Here is a 17,728-nt window from a genome sequence, read left to right on the forward strand (position 1 = left end):
ATGACCGGGAACATTTTCTCAGAGGAAGTCTCGTCCGCAGAAGCCCGTCCAGTGCTTTGGCGCAATGCGCGGCTGGCCACGCTGGCGCCTGGTAAAGAAGGGCTCGGCATCGTCGAAAAGGGCGCCGTGCTCACCGAAAACGGCCGCATCGCCTTTGCCGGTGCCGAAAGCGACCTGCCGGCATCGGCCATCGAACATTCCGACATCGTCGATCTCGAAAGCCGGTGGGTAACGCCCGGTCTCGTCGATTGCCACACCCATATCGTTCACGGCGGCAACCGCGCCCGCGAGTTCGAAATGCGCCTGGCAGGCGCGACTTATGAGGAGGTCGCCCGCGCCGGCGGCGGCATCGTTTCCTCGGTGAAGGCGACCAATGCGCTGTCGGTCGAGGAGCTTGTCGCCCAGGCTCTGCCGCGGCTCGACACGCTGCTTGCCGAAGGTGTCACGACGATCGAGGTCAAGTCCGGTTACGGGCTGAACCGGACCGGCGAAGTGAAGATGCTGCAGAGCGCCCGCCTGCTCGGCCATATCCGTCCGGTCCGCGTCGCCACCAGCTATCTCGGCGCCCATGCGACGCCCGTGGAATATAAGGGTCGCAACGGCGACTATCTCGATAATGTCGTGCTGCCCGGTCTCGACGACATGCATGGCCTCGGTCTTGCCGATGCCGTCGACGGTTTCTGCGAGGGCATCGCTTTTTCGACCACCGAGATCGCCCGCGTTTTCGACAAGGCCAAAGCGCTCGGCCTGCCAGTCAAGCTGCATGCCGAGCAGCTCTCCAATCTTGGCGGCGCCAGGCTCGCCGCATCCTATGGCGCACTGTCGGCTGATCACCTCGAATATCTCGACGAAGATGGCGTTGCGGCGATGGCCGCAGCCGGCACCGTCGCCGTGCTGCTGCCCGGCGCCTTCTACGCCATCCATGAGAAGCAGAAGCCGCCGGTGGAGGCGTTGCGGCGGGCAGGCGTGCCGATCGCGATCGCCACCGATTGCAATCCCGGTACCTCGCCGCTCACCTCGATGTTGCTCACCATGAACATGTCGGCCACACTTTTTGGCCTCACCGTCGAGGAATGCATCGCCGGCGCCACCCGCGAAGGCGCCCGCGCGCTCGGCCTGCTCGACAAGACGGGAACGCTCGAACCTGGCAAATCTGCGGATCTCGCTATCTGGAATATCGAAAGCCTTGCCGAGCTCGTCTACCGCATCGGCTTCAATCCGCTTCACGCGCGCGTCTTCAAAGGCGAAAGGAACGGCCGATGACTATCACGCTCCACCCGGGCTCCGTCTCGCTCAAGGATCTCGAAACCATCTACTGGACCGGCGTGCCGGCAAGGCTCGATCCCGCCTTCGATGCCGGGATCGCCAAGGCCGCTGCCCGCATCGCCGAGATCGCCGCCGGCAATGCGCCGGTCTACGGCATCAATACCGGCTTCGGCAAACTCGCCTCGATCAAGATCGACAGCGCCGATGTGACCACCTTGCAGCGCAATCTTATCCTGTCGCATTGCTGCGGCGTCGGCGCGCCACTGCCCGACAACATCGTGCGGCTGATCATGGCGCTGAAGCTGGTCTCGCTCGGGCGCGGCGCCTCCGGCGTGCGGCTGGAGCTGGTGCGGCTGATCGAAGGCATGCTGGAAAAGGGCGTCATTCCGCTGATCCCGGAAAAGGGCTCGGTCGGCGCCTCCGGCGATCTGGCGCCGCTTGCCCATATGGCGGCGGTAATGATGGGCGAGGCAGAAGCCTTCTTCGCCGGCGAACGCCTCCCGGGCGCGCAAGCCCTCGAAAGGGCCGGCCTCAAACCAGTGGTGCTCGCCGCCAAGGAGGGCCTGGCGCTGATCAACGGCACCCAGACCTCGACGGCGCTGGCGCTTGCCGGCCTCTTTCGCGCCCATCGTGCCGCACAAGCGGCGCTGATCACCGGCGCCATGTCCACCGATGCCGCCATGGGGTCTTCGGCGCCCTTTCATCCGGATATTCACACATTGCGTGGCCATAAGGGCCAGATCGACACGGCAGCCGCGCTTCGCGCCCTGCTTGAAAACTCCATCATTCGCCAGAGCCACATCGAGGGGGACGAGCGTGTGCAGGATCCCTATTGCATTCGCTGCCAGCCGCAGGTCGACGGCGCCTGCCTCGATCTGCTGCGCTCGGTCGCCCGCACGCTTGAGATCGAAGCCAACGCGGTCACCGACAATCCGCTGGTGCTCTCGGACAATTCCGTCGTTTCCGGCGGCAATTTCCACGCCGAACCCGTCGCCTTCGCCGCCGACCAGATCGCGCTCGCCGTCTGCGAGATCGGCGCGATTTCGCAGCGCCGCATCGCGCTGTTGGTCGATCCGACCCTCTCTTACGGCCTGCCGGCCTTCCTCGCCAAGAAGCCGGGCCTGAACTCCGGCCTGATGATCGCCGAGGTCACTTCGGCGGCGCTGATGTCGGAGAACAAGCAGATGTCGCACCCCGCCTCGGTCGATTCGACGCCGACATCGGCCAACCAGGAAGACCATGTCTCCATGGCCTGCCACGGCGCCCGTCGCCTGCTCGGCATGACCGAAAACCTGTTCGGCATCATCGGCATCGAGGCGCTGACCGCCGCCCAAGGCGTCGAACTGCGCGCGCCGCTATCGACGAGCCCGGAACTCGCCAAGGCGATCGCCACGATCCGCACCAAAGTGCCGAGCCTCGACGTCGACCGCTATATGGCAAACGACCTCACCGCCGCCGCCGAACTGGTGGCGACCGGCACGCTGAACGCCTCGGTTTCGAATGGCATTCTGCCGATTTTGGAGGGTTGATTGTGATGGTTCTGCACGTGGTACCCCCCTCTGCCCTGCCGGGCATCTCCCCCACAGGTGGGGAGATCGACTCGCAGATGGAATCTCCCCAAACAATTGATGTTGGAACGAGTGGGTCCGCCCAGCTGATCTCCCCCCTTGTGGGGGAGATGTCCGGCAGGACAGAGGGGGGTAACCCCCGCAACGCCGGAGTATTCTGCCAATGAGCGCACCCGCCTTCGAAATTCGCCAAGGCACCTCCCCCGTCATCCTCGGTTTCCCCCATACCGGCACCGACGTGCCGGCTGAGATCGCCGATCGTCTCAACGACAATGGCCGCATCCTCGCCGACACCGACTGGCACATCCACCACCTCTATGACGGCCTACTCGACAACGTCACGACAGTGCGCGCCACCTTCCACCGCTACGTCATCGACGCCAACCGCGATCCCCAGGGCGTCAGCCTCTATCCCGGCCAGAACACCACCGGCCTCATTCCCCAGACGGACTTCGACGGCAAGGCGATCTGGAAGGATGGGCAAGGACCTGATGAAGCCGATATCGCGGCGCGGCTGCGCGACTTTCATGCCCCCTATCATGCTGCCCTTGCCGCCGAGATCGAGCGCGTGAGAGCAATCCATGGCGTCGCAATCCTCTACGACTGCCACTCGATCCGCTCCCACATTCCCTTCCTCTTCGAAGGCAAGCTGCCGGATTTCAATATCGGCACAGACATGGGCAAGACGTGCGACAGCGCGATCGAGCAGGCGACGCTCACCGTCGTCGAAGCCGCCGAAGGCTACGACGGCGTGCTCAACGGTCGCTTCAAGGGCGGCTGGACGACCCGCCACTATGGTCGGCCCGACACTGGTGTGCACGCGATCCAGATGGAGCTCGCGCAATCGACGCATCTCCAAACCGAGGCGGCCCCCTTCGCCTACGACGCCGCCAAGGCGGACAGACTTCGCGTTCATCTCAAAAACATTCTTGTGCGCATCGAACAGATCGCGCCAGGCCTGAAACGATAACGATCTCTCGACAGGGGAACCGCCATGAGCAATCCACGCCACAATATCCGCGAAATCCGCGCGCCCCGCGGCAACGATCTCAATGCCAAGAGCTGGATGACCGAAGCGCCGCTGCGCATGCTGATGAACAATCTCGACCCCGATGTCGCCGAAAACCCGAACGAGCTCGTGGTCTACGGCGGCATCGGCCGCGCCGCCCGCACCTGGGAGGATTTCGACCGCATCGTCGCGACGCTGAAGACGCTGACGGAAGAAGAAACCCTGGTCGTCCAATCCGGCAAGCCGGTCGGCGTGTTCCGCACCCACAAGGATGCGCCGCGGGTGCTGATCGCCAATTCCAATCTCGTGCCGCATTGGGCGACCTGGGACCATTTCAACGAGCTGGATAAGAAGGGCCTTGCCATGTACGGCCAGATGACGGCCGGTTCGTGGATCTATATCGGCACGCAGGGCATCGTGCAGGGCACCTACGAGACCTTCGTCGAGGCCGGCCGCCAGCATTACGGCGGCAATCTCAAGGGCAAATGGATCCTGACCGGCGGCCTCGGTGGCATGGGCGGCGCCCAGCCGCTCGCCGCCGTCATGGCCGGCGCCTGCTGCCTCGCCGTCGAATGCAATCCCGATTCGATCGATTTCCGCCTGCGCACCCGCTATGTCGACGCCAAGGCCGAGACACTGGACGAGGCACTCGAGATGATCGACCGCTGGACCAAGGCCGGCGAGGCAAAGTCCGTCGGCTTGCTCGGCAATGCTGCCGAAATCCTGCCGGAGATGGTCCGCCGCGGCATCCGCCCCGATATCGTCACCGACCAGACTTCGGCCCACGACCCGATCAACGGCTACCTGCCGAAGGGCTGGACGATGGGTGAGTGGAAGGCAAAGCGCGAAAGCGATCCGAAGGCTGTGGAAAAAGCAGCGCGCGCCTCGATGCGCGAACATGTTGAAGCGATGATCGCCTTCTGGAATGCCGGCGTGCCGACCCTCGATTACGGCAACAACATCCGCCAGGTCGCCAAGGATGAAGGCCTCGAAAACGCCTTCGCCTTTCCGGGCTTCGTGCCGGCCTATATCCGCCCGCTGTTTTGCCGCGGCATCGGCCCCTTCCGCTGGGCCGCCCTTTCCGGCGATCCGGAGGATATTTACAAGACCGATGCCAAGGTGAAGGAATTGCTGCCTGACAACAAGCATCTACATCATTGGCTCGATATGGCCAGGGAGCGCATCGCCTTTCAGGGCCTGCCGGCGCGCATCTGCTGGGTTGGCCTCGGCGACCGCCACAAGCTTGGCCTCGCCTTCAACGAGATGGTGAGAACAGGCGAACTCTCCGCCCCGATCGTCATCGGCCGCGACCATCTGGACTCAGGCTCCGTCGCTTCGCCGAACCGCGAGACAGAGGCAATGAAGGACGGCTCCGACGCCGTCTCCGACTGGCCGCTGCTCAATGCCCTGCTCAACACGGCATCGGGCGCCACCTGGGTGTCGCTGCATCACGGTGGCGGCGTCGGCATGGGCTTCTCGCAGCATTCCGGCATGGTCATCTGTGCCGATGGCACGGACGATGCCGCAAGACGCCTCGAGCGCGTGCTCTGGAACGACCCGGCGACCGGCGTCATGCGCCACGCCGATGCCGGCTACGAGATCGCCATCGACTGCGCCAAGGAAAAGGGCTTGCGCCTGCCCGGCATTCTCGGGAACTGAGCCCGGTGAGGATCCTGCGCGCCGGCGATCACAAACGCATGCCCTGGAAAAACGGCAAGGGAGAGACGGTGGAGATCGCCGTCTTTCCACCCGGCGCTTCGATCAACGACTTCGACTGGCGCATCAGCATGGCGACGGTCGCCGAGGATGGCCCGTTTTCGATCTTTCCCGGCATCGACCGGACGCTGGCGATCCTTGATGGCAACGGCATGGTGCTCGATGTCGCAGGCAGCATGCCCGTGCCGCTGACAACGGCAAGCGATCCCCTGCCCTTCCCGGCGGATATCCCCGTCGCAGCCAGGCTCTTGGACGGAGCGATCACCGATCTCAATGTGATGACGCGCCGTGACGGGCTCGCCCATACGCTGATCCGCATCGACGTCGATCACAGCAAGACCGTGCCGCTTTCGCCCTCGACATGCCTGTTGCTTTGCCATCGCGGCGCATTGTCATTCCGGCGGGACGGCGAGACCGGCGCGCTTGCGGCCGGCGATGCGCTGCTGATCGAGGACGCGACTGCTACCGCGCTGAAAATCGATGGCGAAGCCAGATGTTATCTCGCTTCGATCACCGCAGGCTGATCTTCGAACAACGAGTTGAAAACATTAAACAATCGTGGATTTGGCGAAGCATCTGCATAAACCATCGCCATCTCGGGCCATGGACGTCATTCCTCGTTTCGGTCTAAACTTCGCCCTTCTGATGAAGAAGAAGACCTAGACTGCCCGCAACGTGGCGGGGAGCAAGGGAGCAGGCGTGACGGATCCATACGATATTCTCGGCGTTGAACGCGATGCGGACGAGGCGCAGCTGAAGGCCGCCTATCGGCGCCTGGCGAAGGTTGCCCACCCCGATTCAGGTGGTGATTCGGACGCCTTCGCCAATCTGCAGAAAGCCTACGGGCTGCTTCTCGATCCGGTCCGGCGCAAGGTCTACGACGATACCGGCTATGACGTCGAATTCGCCGATGCGGCCGAATTGCAGGCGCTCGTGATGATCGAGAAGCTCGTCACCGACGCGGTGCTCGACGAGCGTGCACCCGGAAGTTTCGATCCCGTCGCCGTCATGCAGGACAGCCTTTCCGAAGAACTGCGAAAGGCGCGTTTCAGCAAGAGCGAGCTGGAGCGCCACGCCTCACGAATCGGCCTGCATCTGGAGCGGCTCGAAAAGCAGTCCGGCCGCGATGTGCTCGCCCACATGTTCCGCGCCCGCATCGAGGCGATCTCCAAGGCGGTCTCGGAAACCGAGGCGAAGATCAAGGCGACGGAACGCGCCGCCGACATGCTCTCCGGCTATGTCTACGACATCGATCCGCCGCCGCTGCCGGATGCCGCGGTCACCAGCATCGAATGGGTCGAGGCCTCCAGAAACCGCTCCACCGGCTGATGGCAGACGACGCCGGCTAGGAGCGGTTCAACTTTTTATGGAAGTCGCGGAACCGCTCGACTTTTTGCTTTAACGCAACTCCGGACGGAAAACCGCTTCGCACTTTTCCTGGAATTGCTTTTAATAGGACAGCTTTGGATACCAGTCCGCCGGCCGGCCTTCTGGCGTCGAATCGATAACGGTCCAGAGCGGCATCAGGTCTGGTGCGCCGCGCGGATCCTCGCCAGGGTCGGCCGTCACCTCGCCCATCTCCTGGCTCCAGAAATGGCGGATGGTGCCGTCGCGGCGCGTGAAGACGTTGAAGGCAGCGTCATCACCACCACCCCTGCCGATTGCATGATAGTCGCGGCTATAATCGCCCGTCATGTCGGAATAGAGCGGCAGGTGGTGCCAACCGCGTTCCTTCTTGAAGGCGAGCAGCCTGCCGATCGGCGAAAGTGCGACGACGGCAAGGGCTGCGCGCTGCTGGATGTCGGGCACCTCGCCGTCCCAGGCCGACAGCAGCGAGGTGCACATCGGGCATGGGCGCTCGCGTTCCGGGCCGAACATGTAGCTATAGACGATCAGCGTCTCCTTGTCGGCGAAGAGCTCGCTGAAGGATATCGGCCCATCGCTGCCTTCGAAGCGGTAGTCTTTCGTGACCTCGCCGCCCGGCGGCAGCGCCCGGCGCTGTACTGCCACGCGCTCGATGTGCCGGCGCAATTCGATCTCTTCGGCCAGCAGCGCGTCGCGGGCGCTGCGATATTCCTCACTCTCATTGGGGAACCGGACGCCATTCTTAGCCGCAAGCACGGCGGCGGGTACCAGATGCTGATTATCCATGACGATATCCTCCTTCTATTGCCGCGCGTCTCAGACGCGCAAAGGACGTGCTGAAGCCACGACCGGGTGGCAGCACATCATAGCAAGGACGATCGGCTGATGCGAAAGTCGACAGAGCCGACGGAAAATATTTGCCCCGCGCTTTGGCCGGCTCGGCGCCGGATCGCCAAAGCCAAGCAGATCAAGATCGCGCGTTCCGAAATGCGGATCATCGAACCAGCTGATGATCAGCATCGCGCCCTTCCTAAAGGACGCCGCCGACCATGCAGCCGCTTGTTGACCTTGCGCATGCAGCGGAACGAGAGTGGTGTATCATGTAGGAGCCCGTGAACTCAATTCACCGTCGGCTACGAACTCAGTGAACGGTGATCACCGGAATGCCAGCTTCGTCAGCGGCACGGATAAGCGCTGCCCGCGCGTCCTGAGCCGGAATTTCCCCATGAATTGCATGTCGGCACGCCCTAATCGCTAGAAGATATTCTTCTCCGTCGTCGATCGGCCAGCTAACCGTCAGCATCTCGGCGGCCTGGAAAAGAGTTGCGACAAGCTTGTATTTTTCCGGCCCACTCACAACCAGCATCAGAGGGGCAAACTCTTCGGATGTGCACCACTTCATGACATTAGGCCTTCCCACAGTAAACATATTAGTAACCGTGCAAGAACCGTTCCGTGATCTTCGCTGGCATGCTGAAGCTCGCTTCGGAGGCCGCAGAATGGAAAGGAGAACATTTCTTAAAGGGCGCTTTAGTCGCCTCAGCATCGCCAGCGTCAGCATGGGCACCTGTTGGCAGGGAAACGGTCGCCGGCCTCATGACACGCCATGCTGAAGCCACCAAAGCCGCCGACATGCTTCGCCTTGGCATCGCATCCAACGAGATGCAGCATTTTGTCGGCCTGCTATGTCAACGACGATCAGCGCGGGCCTAATCTGCGTATGGCCGTGGGGCCGAGTCGGAGCAGGACCGGTTAGTCCGAGTTGCCCCGCTGTCCAAAGCGCTGGAAAGCAAAAAGGGCGCTCGACCCTTGCGGGGAGCGCCCTTATCCTGTCGGACAACGAACCGTTCGACGACGTCGATACCGCGCGCATCCATTTTTCAGGCAGGACGGGTATATGGACCCTTTCCGCCGGGGTTTCAAGAGGCGGTTCTGCGGTTCTACACGATAATTGACCCTAGAACAGGAATCAGATTTTAGGCCGGGTCGGCCTAAAATCTGATCCTGATCTAAATCAAAGAATTAGAGCATGATGTCGTCCGAAAACCGCTCACACTTTTCGGCATCATGCTCTAGTCGATCAGGAGGCGACACCAGTGATCGGATTGACCACGGGTCGTTCGCTTTTGTCCCTGACCCCAGCCGGCTGGACCACCGGCGGCGCCATCGATTCTGCGTCGGCGGGCTCCGGCTTTTCAGGAACGGCGCCGACATCCTTCGGTCGCCTCTGCTCGGGCTTTACGTTTTGATCATTCGTCGACATTGTCGGTCTCCTTTCCAGGAAGAAGTCACGGCCGTCGACATGGTTCCGGCGATGGGATGGAGGACTACCGATGCTTGACAGGTTTCTGCTGCAGGGCCCTCAGGATGCGCGCTTCACGATCCTTCTTGCGCATGGCGCCGGCGCGCCGATGGATTCGGCATCGATGACATCAGCGGCAAATGCGCTCGCCGGCGTCGGCTTCCGCGTCGCTCGTTTCGAATTCGCCTACATGGCCGCCCGCCGCACCTCCGACGGTCGTAAACCGCCGCCGCGCGCCGAAACGCTCAATCCCGAATACGAGGCGGCCATTGAAGATCTCGGCGCCAGCGGCCCTCTGATTATCGGCGGCAAGTCGATGGGCGGCCGGGTCGCCAGCATGGTCGCCGACGATCTCCATCGCCGCGGGAAAATCGCCGGCCTGCTCTGCCTCGGCTATCCCTTCCATCCGCCCGGCCAGCCTGGGAAGCTGCGCACCGGCCACCTCACAGGGCTGACGACGCCTACCCTGATCTGCCAGGGAACACGCGACGAATTCGGCACGCGGGACGAGGTGCCGGGCTATGATCTGTCCGACAGGATCGAGATCCTCTGGCTCGAGGATGGTGACCACGACCTCAAGCCGCGCAAGACGATCTCCGGCTTCTCCAGTGCCGACCACCTTTCCACGATGGCGAAGGCGGCAAAGGCATGGGCCGAACGATTGCCGGTTTGAGCGTCACCAATTCCTCGGCGCCGGCCCGCGGCTGCAGCCGTCAGGCTGCAAGCTTCCTGACATCGATGCGTCGGTCGGTGGCCGAAACGGTGATTTCGAAGTGGTCGGCCTGCACCACGCCCTGAATGTTGCGCGGCCGGAGGGCGACGATGGCCACTCCACTTCTCAGCCGGACACTGTCATAGAGGATACCGGCGCCGCCGCTCGAGCGCACCTCTTCCCCCAGCACTTGCGACGCCGCATAGCTGGTGCCGTCATAGACATCGGGCCGCAGCATCTGCTCTCCGCGAATGTCGAGGTAATCACCCATCAGATTGGCCGAATAGCTTCGATAGGTGCGCGCCATCGTCACCACCCCACGTGCGACAGCCTCGCGCCGGAGATGATGGCCAACTTCGGCGGCGGCTGTGCGGAGATCGTCGGCTGCATACCAGGCGCCGAGATCGGGGCCGTTGAAGCGCATTCCTCCCGGCGCAACATGCAGGAATGCTGCCATGACAATGCTGGCATTGGCAACGCCGTAAACCCATTGATCCTTGGGAAGCCGTTGGATGCGGTCGACGACGAGACGATCATTGGTCCAGCCGACGAGTTCCATCACGGCTTCGAGATCGGCCGCCCTCGTCACCGTCTCGAAAAGTCCGATTGGCGGAAATTGCGACGGGATCAGCCGGTATGACGGACGCGGCGCCTCAGCAAAACGGTCGCTCACCGGAAGACGATGTCCGCATCTTCGTAAGGCGTGAAGGCTTCGTCCAGCATATTTGGCTGCATGTAGAGGCCGCCGCGGGCGCCGTCGAGAAACCGGCGGACGGTCATCAACCCGTCCTGGGTCCCGTTCGTCACGATATCAAGCGGCGGATGGCCGCCGAAAACCGGCGCCTGATGCGGTGTGCGCAGCCAGGCGACGCCAGCGCGTTCATCGGAAAACAGCACGCCGAGCGCCTGATGGATGCCGAGCACGGCCGAGATGCGGGTCAGCGTATCGACATCGAGCGTGAAAGCGCCGTGCTCGCGCGCTTGTTTGGCCCAATTGTGGTAGGTCGACCGAGAGGGATAGCCGAGCACGAGCAGACGCTGCTCCTCGCTCAGCCCCCAGAGATCGGAGATCGCCAGAAAGGTTCGCAGGGCCGGGGCGCTCAGCCTCTTGCGGTTGGCCGGAGCAAACCGCTCCATTTCCAGCCGCTGTGGCCCTTGGTCTTCCCGTTGCTCCCGTCGTGCATGCTGCATGAAAGCCTCCTGTCTTGAATTAGACATAGTCCAAATCTGGGCATTGATCAAGCGAATTTAAAGGACCGCCTCGCTTGCCGCCTCCCGGATCGTCTGCATCAGGATCGATTGCGGCAGAGACGGCACGGCATCGGCGCGCATCGTCAACCCGACAGGCCCCTTGGTCTCGCCGGTATCGACCGGCAGAAGCGCCAGCCGCCCGTCGGCGACATCGTTGGCCACGACGCCGTTGGAAATGATCCAGATCGCATCGCTTGCCCTGAGGAAAGCGCGGCCGAACGAATCCGACACCGTCTCGATCTGGTTCGGCAGGCTGGAGACGCCGTTGGCGATGAGGAAATTTTCGACAACCGGCCGGATGATCGAACCCCGCGTCGGCATCAGCACCGTATAGTTGCCGAAGCCGGCAAACAGCGATTGCCGGCCGTCGAGCAGCGGATGGCCGGCGCGCACGGCAAACACCACCTGCTCGGAATAAAGATGCTCGAAGGAAAAGCCCGCCATCTTCTCGGCGCCGGCCAGACGTCCGACGACGAGGTCGAGATCACCGACGTGAAGCTGTTCCAGCAGCACCGCGTTCTCGCCGGTGACGATCTTCACCCGGCTCCAGGTCTTTTCCTTGAGGAAGAGTTCCATCGCCCGCGGCATGATGCGCGATGACACCGTCGGCAGCGCGCCGATCCGGATCGGCGGCGCATCGGCGAACTGCTCCTGCGAGACGGAATCGAGGCCCTGGCGCAGCGCCGTCAGCGCGGCGCCGGCGTGCCGCAGGAAGACCTCGCCGTAGCGGGTGATCTTGATGCCGCGGCCGTCGCGCTCGAAAACATCGACACCCAGCACCTGTTCCAGTTCGCGGATCGTCTTGGTGACCGCCGGCTGGCTGACATGCAGCAATTCGGCGGCCTTCATGACGCTCTTCTGCCGCGCCACCTCGACAAAGGTTTGCAGATGGCGGAACTTGACGCGGCTGTCGATCATCGCTCGCATAACTCCAGGGTTATCGAAACGCCAATAAATATCATTTTACTTAACCGGATCAACCAGTCAATTTCACCATTCAGGAGGAGAGTGACGTGCAATTCGCCCGCATAAACGACGTGACGATCCATTATCAGATCATTGGTGCCCCTGCCGACAGGCCGGTGATCGTCTTTACCAATTCGCTGGGCACGGATTTCCGCATCTGGCGCGACGTCGTGGTGCGGCTTGCCGGTGAATTTGCCATCGTGCTTTACGACAAGCGCGGCCACGGCCTTTCCGATGTCGGCCAGCTTCCCTCATCGATCGAGGACCATGCGACGGATCTCGCCGGCCTGCTCGATCTGCTGTCGGTCAAGGATGCCGTCATCTGCGGCCTCTCCGTCGGCGGCCTCATCGCCCAGTCGCTCTATCATCGCCGGCCGGATCTGATCCGCGCGCTCATCCTCTGTGACACCGCCCACAAGATCGGCACGGCGGAGAGCTGGAACGCCCGCATCGCCGCCGTCGAGCAAAACGGCATCGGCAGCATCGTCGACGCGGTCATGGAGCGCTGGTTCACGCCTGCCTTCCGCCGGCCCGAGAGCACCGCCTATGCCGGCTATTGCAACATGCTGACGCGCCAGCCCGTCGAGGGCTATGTCGCCGCCTGCGCCGCGATCCGCGATGCCGATTTCACCGAGGTCGCAAAGACGATCAATGTCCCGACGATCTGCATCGTCGGCGACCAGGATGGCTCAACGCCGCCCGATCTCGTGCTTTCGACCGCGAAGCTGATATCAGGCGCTCGCTACGAGGTCATCCCTAGTTGCGCGCACATTCCCTGCGTCGAGCAGCCGGAGGCGCTGACGGCGATCATCCGCGCCTTCCTCACATCCATTCCGCCTGGAGAAGTCAGCCCATGAACGAAACCGCGTCCCCTTCCGAGCGCTATCGCCAGGGCATGGCGACCCGCCGCGCCGTGCTCGGTGACGCCCATGTCGACCGCGCCGCCGCCACATCGACGGAGTTCGACCGCCCCTTCCAGGAGCTGATCACCGAAGCCGCCTGGGGCCATGTCTGGTCGCGCCCGGCGCTGACGAAGCGCGAGCGTTCGATCATCACGATCGCTCTGCTTGCCGCGCTTGGCCAGGACGACGAGGTCGCCATGCATGTGCGCGCCACAGCCAATACGGGCGCGACCCGCGAGGATATCCGCGAGGCGCTGCTGCATGTTGCGATCTATGCCGGTGTTCCCGCGGCCAATCACGCGATCAAGATCGCAAAGCAGGCTTTTGAACAGATGGACGCCGAAAAGGCGGCCTGAGGGAGGAACATGTCCGAACGACCGAACCGCAAGCCCGAGACCGGCGGCTTCTTCGCCCGCGACCGCGCCTGGCATGCGCCGGCGCTGACGCCTGGCTACAAGACCTCCGTCCTGCGCGCGCCGCAGCGCGCGCTGCTCTCGCTCGACGGCACGATTTCCGAGACCACCGGCCCAGTCTTCGGCCATTCGATGATCGGCGAACTCGACAACGACCTGATCCTGAACTACGCGCAGCCCGGCGAAAGCGCGATTGGCGAGCGCATCATCGTCCATGGCCGCGTGCTCGACGAGCGCGCCAGGCCGGTTGCCGGCGCCTTGGTCGAGTTCTGGCAGGCCAATGCCGGCGGTCGCTATCGCCACAAGAAGGAAACCTATCTCGCCGCGATCGACCCGAATTTCGGCGGCTGCGGCCGCGCCATCACCGACGAGGATGGCCGCTACCATTTCCGCACCGTCCGCCCCGGCGCCTATCCCTGGCCGAACGGCATCAACGACTGGCGTCCCGCCCATATTCATTTCTCGATCTTCGGCCATGGCTTTGCCCAGCGCCTGATCACCCAGATGTATTTCGAAGGCGATCCGATGATCTGGAAATGTCCGATCGTCGGCACCATTCCCGACAGAGCGGCGATCGAGCAACTGATCGCGCCGCTCGACTGGGGCAACACCATCCCGATGGATTCGCGCGCCTATAAATTCGATATCGTGCTGCGCGGCCGCCGCTCGACGATGTTCGAAAACAAATTGGAGGGCAACTGACCATGCAGCAGCTCGGCTACCTCAAGGAAACCCCGTCGCAGACGGCGGGGCCCTATGTCCATATCGGCCTGACGCCGAATTTCTGCGACATCTCGGGTGTCTACGACAGCGATCTCGGCATCGCGATGGTCAACGACAAAACGCTCGGCGAGCGTATCACCATCACCGGCCGGATCTTCGACGGTGCCGGCGCATTGGTGCGCGATGCGGTCATCGAGATCTGGCAGGCCGACAGCGCCGGGCTCTACAACAGCCCGTCGGAAATGCGCGGTGCTGCCGATCCCAATTTCACCGGCTGGGGCCGCTGCCCGACCCGTGCCGAGGACGGCGTCTACAGCTTCGAGACGGTCAAGCCCGGCCGCGTCCCCTTCAAGGACGGCCGCAGACAAGCCCCGCACATCACCTTCTGGATCGTCGCTCGCGGCATCAATATCGGCCTGCATACGCGCATGTATTTTCCGGAGGAGACGGAGGCCAACGCCGCCGACCCGCTGCTTTCCCGCATCGAACATCGCGAGCGCGTCGCAACGATGGTCGCCACCCGCGACGGCGCGACCTGTCATTTCGACATCCATCTGCAGGGTCCTAAGGAAACGGTGTTTCTCGATATCTGAAGGCCGGCGTCGCGATCGGCTTGCTGGGGCGGTGATGTGCGGGTAGCGTCCGAGGGGATGTGCCGTACGAGATCACCCGCCCATGAAGCGCGGACGCCGCCTCGAGCCCCTTCAGCGGGGAGAAGGCGGCGGCAGCCGGATGAGGGCCACCACCACAAACCGAGACGATCATGACCGCTTCGCCCTTCGACCATCCTTTCCTCTCCGGCCTGCTCGGCGACGACGAAATCGCGCCCTATTTCTCCGGCGAGGCGGATATCCGGGCCATGCTCTCCTTCGAGGCCGCGCTCGCCAAGGCTGAAGCCGCTCATGGCCTCATTCCCGCCGAAGCCGCAAGGCGCATCGCTGACACCTGCGCCGCCTTCTCACCCGAGGTCTCCAGTCTTCGATCGGCAACGGCAAGGGACGGCGTCGTCGTTCCCGACCTCATCAAGCAGCTGCGTACCGATGTCGGCGAGGAAGCGGCAAAAAGCCTGCATCTCGGCGCGACCAGCCAGGATGTCATCGATACCAGCCTGATGATCCGCCTGAAGGCCGTCGTCTTCCTGTTTGCCGGCCGGCTTTCCACCATCTCCGCAGGGCTCGATGCGCTCGACGGCCAGTTCGGCCGGAACCAGCTGATGGGCCACACCCGCATGCAGGCGGCGATCCCGATCACCGTCTCCGACCGCCTCCGTGCGTGGCGGGAGCCGCTGGCGACCTATCGCGACCGCCTGACCGAGCAGGGTTTTCCCGTTCAGTTCGGGGGCGCGGCCGGCACGCTGGACAAGCTCGGTTCGCAGGCCGCGGCCATCCGGGCCTCGCTCGCGCAGGAACTCGGCCTCACCGATGCACCGCAATGGCAGAGCGGGCGTCTGCCGATCGCCGATATCGCCGGCCTGTTCGCGTCGATATCGGGCAGTCTCGGCAAGATGGGGCAGGATATCGCGCTGCTTGCCCAGGCCGGCGACGAGATCGAAATCTCAGGCGGCGGCACTTCATCGGCGATGGCGCACAAGCAGAACCCCGTTTCCGCCGAGGTCTTGGTCTCGCTCGCCCGCTTCAACGCCAGTCTCCTATCGGGCATCCATCAGTCTCTCGTGCACGAACAGGAGCGTTCTGGCGCAGCCTGGACCCTCGAATGGCTGCTGCTGCCGCAAATGACGATGGCAACCGCCGCCAGCCTGCGACTGGCGAAGGAGCTGACGGGGAATATCAAGAGGCTTGGAACGACCTGATTCAGCGCCTTTGCATCTCATGCCGGAAACCGGCTATGCAAAGTGCAATGAAATCAGGAGCAATCTCGTGACCTTTCCCCTTTTTGACCTCTCCGGCCGCCGCGCTCTCGTCACCGGCTCCAGCCAGGGCATCGGCCGCGCATTGGCGGTCGGGCTTGCCGAGCATGGCGCCTCGATCATCATCAACGGCCGCAACGCGCAGAAGGCGGAGGCCGCCGCCGAGGATATCCGTCGCAGCCATCGCCATGCCGTCAGCGCCGCGTTCGACGTCACCGATGCGGAGGCGAGCCGCACCGCCATCGCCTATATCGAGGCGGAAATCGGCCCGATCGATATCCTTGTCAACAATGCCGGCATGCAGTTCCGCACACCGCTGGAGAACTTCCCGGTCGACAAATGGGACGAGATCTTCAAGACCAACGTCTCCAGCCTGTTCTATGTCAGCCAGCCGGTCGCCCAGGCGATGATTGCTCGCGGCCGCGGCAAGATCATCAACATTGCCTCCGTCCAGGCCGAACTCGCCCGTCCCGGCATCGCGCCCTACACCGCGACCAAGGGCGCGGTGAAGAACCTCACGCGCGGCATGGCGACCGACTGGGCGAAATATGGCCTGCAGGTCAATGCGATCGCGCCCGGCTATTTCCGCACGCCGCTCAACCAGGCGCTTGTCGACGATCCGAAGTTTTCCGGCTGGCTGGAAACCCGCACGCCGGCCGGCCGCTGGGGCGAGGTCAAGGAGCTCGTCGGCGCCGCCGTCTTCCTGGCTTCGGACGCATCATCCTTCGTCAACGGCCACATGCTGACGGTCGACGGCGGCATCACCGCTTCGCTCTAGTACAGGATGTCGTCCGAAAACCACTCACGCTTTTCGGCATCATGCTTTGAAGTCGCATCATCCGAGTTTGGCGATCGCCCGCAGATTGTCGGCCGTCGTTGTCGGGAATTCGAAGAATTCGAGATAGGCGGGGATCTGTTCGAACAACATGTCGGTGCCAACCTGAAATGCACAGCCGCGCGCCCGCACAGCATCGAGAAAAGGGGTTATCTCCTTCGTCATCACGACTTCGCCGACGAAGGTCGATGGGGAGATGCGGTCGATATCGATCGGCAGCGGGTCACCCCGTCGCATTCCGAGAGGTGTCGCATTGACGACGATGTCGAAGCCTTCCGGATCGGTGGAGCCGACCGTCACTTCAAGCTGCGGATAATATTTCTTCAGCCTGTCCAGCAGCGCGGTCGCGGTCGTCTCGTTGGCGTCGAAGATCGCGAGATGCTCCACGCCCGCCTGTGCCAACGACGCGGCGATCGCCGAGCCGACGCCGCCGGCGCCCGCAATGAGCGCATGGGCGCCTTCAACCTTTTTACCCTTGCGCAATACGCCGCGAACGAAGCCCTCGCCATCGAACATGTCACCGATCAGCCTGCCGTCCGAACCGAGACGCACCGCATTGCACGAGCCGGCGACTTTCGCATTGGTCGACGTTTCGTCGAGCAGCGCCATCGTCGAAATCTTGTGCGGCATCGTGATCAGAGCACCGTGGATATTGGATAGCCGGAACAGAAGCTTCATAAACGCCGGATAGTCCTCCGGCCTGCAGCCCATCGGCACGACGACGGCATCAATTCCGTTCTCCTCGAAGTACGGATTGTAGATCAGCGGCGCCTTGAAGGACTCCGTCGGATAGCCGAGGTGCGCGATGAGTTTGGTCGTCCCGGTGATCATGT

Annotated in this window: 20 protein-coding genes and 1 pseudogene; 13 read left to right on the forward strand and 8 right to left on the reverse strand. The window is 63.1% G+C overall.

Going from position 1 to position 17,728, the window contains the following annotated elements; genetic code table 11:
• The 6 genes from hutI to BA011_RS32390 all read left to right on the forward strand — a co-directional run bounded on the left by hutI (position 1) and on the right by BA011_RS32390 (position 6,888).
• Positions 1-1,263, forward strand: a complete 1,263-nt coding sequence (hutI, locus tag BA011_RS32360; protein WP_065283876.1) for an imidazolonepropionase — start codon at positions 1-3, stop codon at positions 1,261-1,263.
• Complete coding sequence (gene hutH / locus BA011_RS32365; RefSeq protein ID WP_065283877.1) at positions 1,260-2,795, forward strand: histidine ammonia-lyase; 1,536 nt, start codon at positions 1,260-1,262, stop codon at positions 2,793-2,795. The genes hutI and hutH overlap by 4 nt, the downstream gene beginning before the upstream one ends.
• A 202-nt stretch (positions 2,796-2,997) precedes the next feature.
• The gene (gene hutG, locus BA011_RS32375) at positions 2,998-3,804 is read left to right on the forward strand and encodes an N-formylglutamate deformylase (protein ID WP_065283879.1); all 807 of its coding nucleotides are present in this window, start codon (positions 2,998-3,000) and stop codon (positions 3,802-3,804) included.
• Between the two features lie 24 nt (positions 3,805-3,828).
• Positions 3,829-5,502: a urocanate hydratase gene (hutU, locus tag BA011_RS32380; RefSeq protein WP_065283880.1), complete on the forward strand. Its 1,674-nt coding sequence runs from the start codon at positions 3,829-3,831 to the stop codon at positions 5,500-5,502.
• 5 nt (positions 5,503-5,507) lie between these two features.
• Positions 5,508-6,083, forward strand: coding sequence for a HutD family protein (locus tag BA011_RS32385; protein WP_065283881.1), 576 nt, complete (start codon positions 5,508-5,510; stop codon positions 6,081-6,083).
• Between the two features lie 175 nt (positions 6,084-6,258).
• Entirely contained in the window at positions 6,259-6,888 is a 630-nt protein-coding gene (locus BA011_RS32390; RefSeq protein ID WP_065283882.1) for a J domain-containing protein, read from the forward strand.
• Positions 6,889-7,008: 120 nt separating this feature from the next.
• Here BA011_RS32390 and BA011_RS32395 read toward each other — a convergent pair whose 3' ends face one another.
• From BA011_RS32395 to BA011_RS32410, 4 genes and pseudogenes are all read right to left on the reverse strand, one after another.
• Positions 7,009-7,710, reverse strand: coding sequence for a DUF899 family protein (locus BA011_RS32395; RefSeq protein WP_065283883.1), 702 nt, complete (start codon positions 7,708-7,710; stop codon positions 7,009-7,011).
• A 153-nt stretch (positions 7,711-7,863) separates the two neighbouring features.
• Positions 7,864-7,953: pseudogene (locus tag BA011_RS42915) on the reverse strand (nucleotidyl transferase AbiEii/AbiGii toxin family protein); the annotation flags it as partial.
• Positions 7,954-8,065: 112 nt separating this feature from the next.
• On the reverse strand, positions 8,066-8,326 hold the full coding sequence (locus tag BA011_RS32405) for a DUF982 domain-containing protein (protein ID WP_065283885.1): 261 nt from the start codon (positions 8,324-8,326) through the stop codon (positions 8,066-8,068).
• 678 nt (positions 8,327-9,004) lie between these two features.
• The gene (locus BA011_RS32410) at positions 9,005-9,187 is read right to left on the reverse strand and encodes a hypothetical protein (protein ID WP_003548476.1); all 183 of its coding nucleotides are present in this window, start codon (positions 9,185-9,187) and stop codon (positions 9,005-9,007) included.
• Positions 9,188-9,257: 70 nt separating this feature from the next.
• Here BA011_RS32410 and BA011_RS32415 point away from each other — a divergent pair, with 70 nt between their 5' ends.
• Complete coding sequence (locus BA011_RS32415; RefSeq protein ID WP_065283886.1) at positions 9,258-9,899, forward strand: alpha/beta family hydrolase; 642 nt, start codon at positions 9,258-9,260, stop codon at positions 9,897-9,899.
• 40 nt (positions 9,900-9,939) lie between these two features.
• Here BA011_RS32415 and BA011_RS32420 read toward each other — a convergent pair whose 3' ends face one another.
• Genes BA011_RS32420 through pcaQ form a run of 3 tightly spaced genes read right to left on the reverse strand, consistent with a single transcriptional unit; the run spans position 9,940 to position 12,107 of the window.
• Complete coding sequence (locus BA011_RS32420; RefSeq protein WP_065283887.1) at positions 9,940-10,611, reverse strand: RES family NAD+ phosphorylase; 672 nt, start codon at positions 10,609-10,611, stop codon at positions 9,940-9,942.
• Positions 10,608-11,129, reverse strand: coding sequence for an MbcA/ParS/Xre antitoxin family protein (locus BA011_RS32425; RefSeq protein WP_065283888.1), 522 nt, complete (start codon positions 11,127-11,129; stop codon positions 10,608-10,610). Before BA011_RS32425 ends, BA011_RS32420 begins: the two co-directional genes overlap by 4 nt.
• A gap of 57 nt (positions 11,130-11,186) precedes the next feature.
• Positions 11,187-12,107, reverse strand: a complete 921-nt coding sequence (gene pcaQ / locus BA011_RS32430) for a pca operon transcription factor PcaQ (RefSeq protein WP_065283889.1) — start codon at positions 12,105-12,107, stop codon at positions 11,187-11,189.
• A 95-nt stretch (positions 12,108-12,202) separates the two neighbouring features.
• Here pcaQ and pcaD point away from each other — a divergent pair, with 95 nt between their 5' ends.
• From pcaD to BA011_RS32460, 6 genes are all read left to right on the forward strand, one after another.
• Positions 12,203-13,012 carry a 3-oxoadipate enol-lactonase gene (pcaD, locus tag BA011_RS32435; protein WP_065283890.1) on the forward strand — a complete coding sequence of 270 codons (810 nt, stop codon included), beginning with the start codon at positions 12,203-12,205 and terminating at the stop codon, positions 13,010-13,012.
• On the forward strand, positions 13,009-13,413 hold the full coding sequence (gene pcaC, locus BA011_RS32440) for a 4-carboxymuconolactone decarboxylase (protein WP_065283891.1): 405 nt from the start codon (positions 13,009-13,011) through the stop codon (positions 13,411-13,413). The genes pcaD and pcaC overlap by 4 nt, the downstream gene beginning before the upstream one ends.
• Positions 13,414-13,422: 9 nt before the next feature.
• Complete coding sequence (gene pcaH / locus BA011_RS32445) at positions 13,423-14,172, forward strand: protocatechuate 3,4-dioxygenase subunit beta (RefSeq protein ID WP_020052959.1); 750 nt, start codon at positions 13,423-13,425, stop codon at positions 14,170-14,172.
• 2 nt (positions 14,173-14,174) lie between these two features.
• Positions 14,175-14,786: a protocatechuate 3,4-dioxygenase subunit alpha gene (gene pcaG / locus BA011_RS32450; RefSeq protein WP_065283892.1), complete on the forward strand. Its 612-nt coding sequence runs from the start codon at positions 14,175-14,177 to the stop codon at positions 14,784-14,786.
• A gap of 170 nt (positions 14,787-14,956) precedes the next feature.
• Positions 14,957-16,003: a 3-carboxy-cis,cis-muconate cycloisomerase gene (locus tag BA011_RS32455; protein ID WP_065283893.1), complete on the forward strand. Its 1,047-nt coding sequence runs from the start codon at positions 14,957-14,959 to the stop codon at positions 16,001-16,003.
• Between the two features lie 67 nt (positions 16,004-16,070).
• Positions 16,071-16,838, forward strand: coding sequence for an SDR family oxidoreductase (locus BA011_RS32460; protein WP_065284165.1), 768 nt, complete (start codon positions 16,071-16,073; stop codon positions 16,836-16,838).
• Between the two features lie 57 nt (positions 16,839-16,895).
• Here the strand turns inward: BA011_RS32460 and BA011_RS32465 are convergent, their stop codons facing one another.
• Entirely contained in the window at positions 16,896-17,726 is an 831-nt protein-coding gene (locus BA011_RS32465; protein ID WP_065283894.1) for a shikimate dehydrogenase family protein, read from the reverse strand.
• Between the last annotated feature and the right edge of the window lie 2 nt (positions 17,727-17,728).

The sequence above is a fragment of the Rhizobium leguminosarum genome (assembly GCF_001679785.1).
Classification (GTDB): Bacteria; Pseudomonadota; Alphaproteobacteria; order Rhizobiales; family Rhizobiaceae; genus Rhizobium; species Rhizobium leguminosarum_R.

Coding starts and splice junctions, on each gene's coding strand:
- hutI (WP_065283876.1), top strand. CDS start 1: ATGACCGGGAACATTTTCTCAGAGGAAGTCTCGTCCGCAGAAGCCCGT.
- hutH (WP_065283877.1), top strand. CDS start 1,260: ATGACTATCACGCTCCACCCGGGCTCCGTCTCGCTCAAGGATCTCGAA.
- hutG (WP_065283879.1), top strand. CDS start 2,998: ATGAGCGCACCCGCCTTCGAAATTCGCCAAGGCACCTCCCCCGTCATC.
- hutU (WP_065283880.1), top strand. CDS start 3,829: ATGAGCAATCCACGCCACAATATCCGCGAAATCCGCGCGCCCCGCGGC.
- BA011_RS32395 (WP_065283883.1), bottom strand. CDS start 7,710: ATGGATAATCAGCATCTGGTACCCGCCGCCGTGCTTGCGGCTAAGAAT.
- BA011_RS32405 (WP_065283885.1), bottom strand. CDS start 8,326: ATGAAGTGGTGCACATCCGAAGAGTTTGCCCCTCTGATGCTGGTTGTG.
- BA011_RS32410 (WP_003548476.1), bottom strand. CDS start 9,187: ATGTCGACGAATGATCAAAACGTAAAGCCCGAGCAGAGGCGACCGAAG.
- BA011_RS32415 (WP_065283886.1), top strand. CDS start 9,258: ATGCTTGACAGGTTTCTGCTGCAGGGCCCTCAGGATGCGCGCTTCACG.
- BA011_RS32425 (WP_065283888.1), bottom strand. CDS start 11,129: ATGCAGCATGCACGACGGGAGCAACGGGAAGACCAAGGGCCACAGCGG.
- pcaQ (WP_065283889.1), bottom strand. CDS start 12,107: ATGATCGACAGCCGCGTCAAGTTCCGCCATCTGCAAACCTTTGTCGAG.
- pcaC (WP_065283891.1), top strand. CDS start 13,009: ATGAACGAAACCGCGTCCCCTTCCGAGCGCTATCGCCAGGGCATGGCG.
- pcaH (WP_020052959.1), top strand. CDS start 13,423: ATGTCCGAACGACCGAACCGCAAGCCCGAGACCGGCGGCTTCTTCGCC.
- pcaG (WP_065283892.1), top strand. CDS start 14,175: ATGCAGCAGCTCGGCTACCTCAAGGAAACCCCGTCGCAGACGGCGGGG.
- BA011_RS32455 (WP_065283893.1), top strand. CDS start 14,957: ATGACCGCTTCGCCCTTCGACCATCCTTTCCTCTCCGGCCTGCTCGGC.
- BA011_RS32465 (WP_065283894.1), bottom strand. CDS start 17,726: ATGATCACCGGGACGACCAAACTCATCGCGCACCTCGGCTATCCGACG.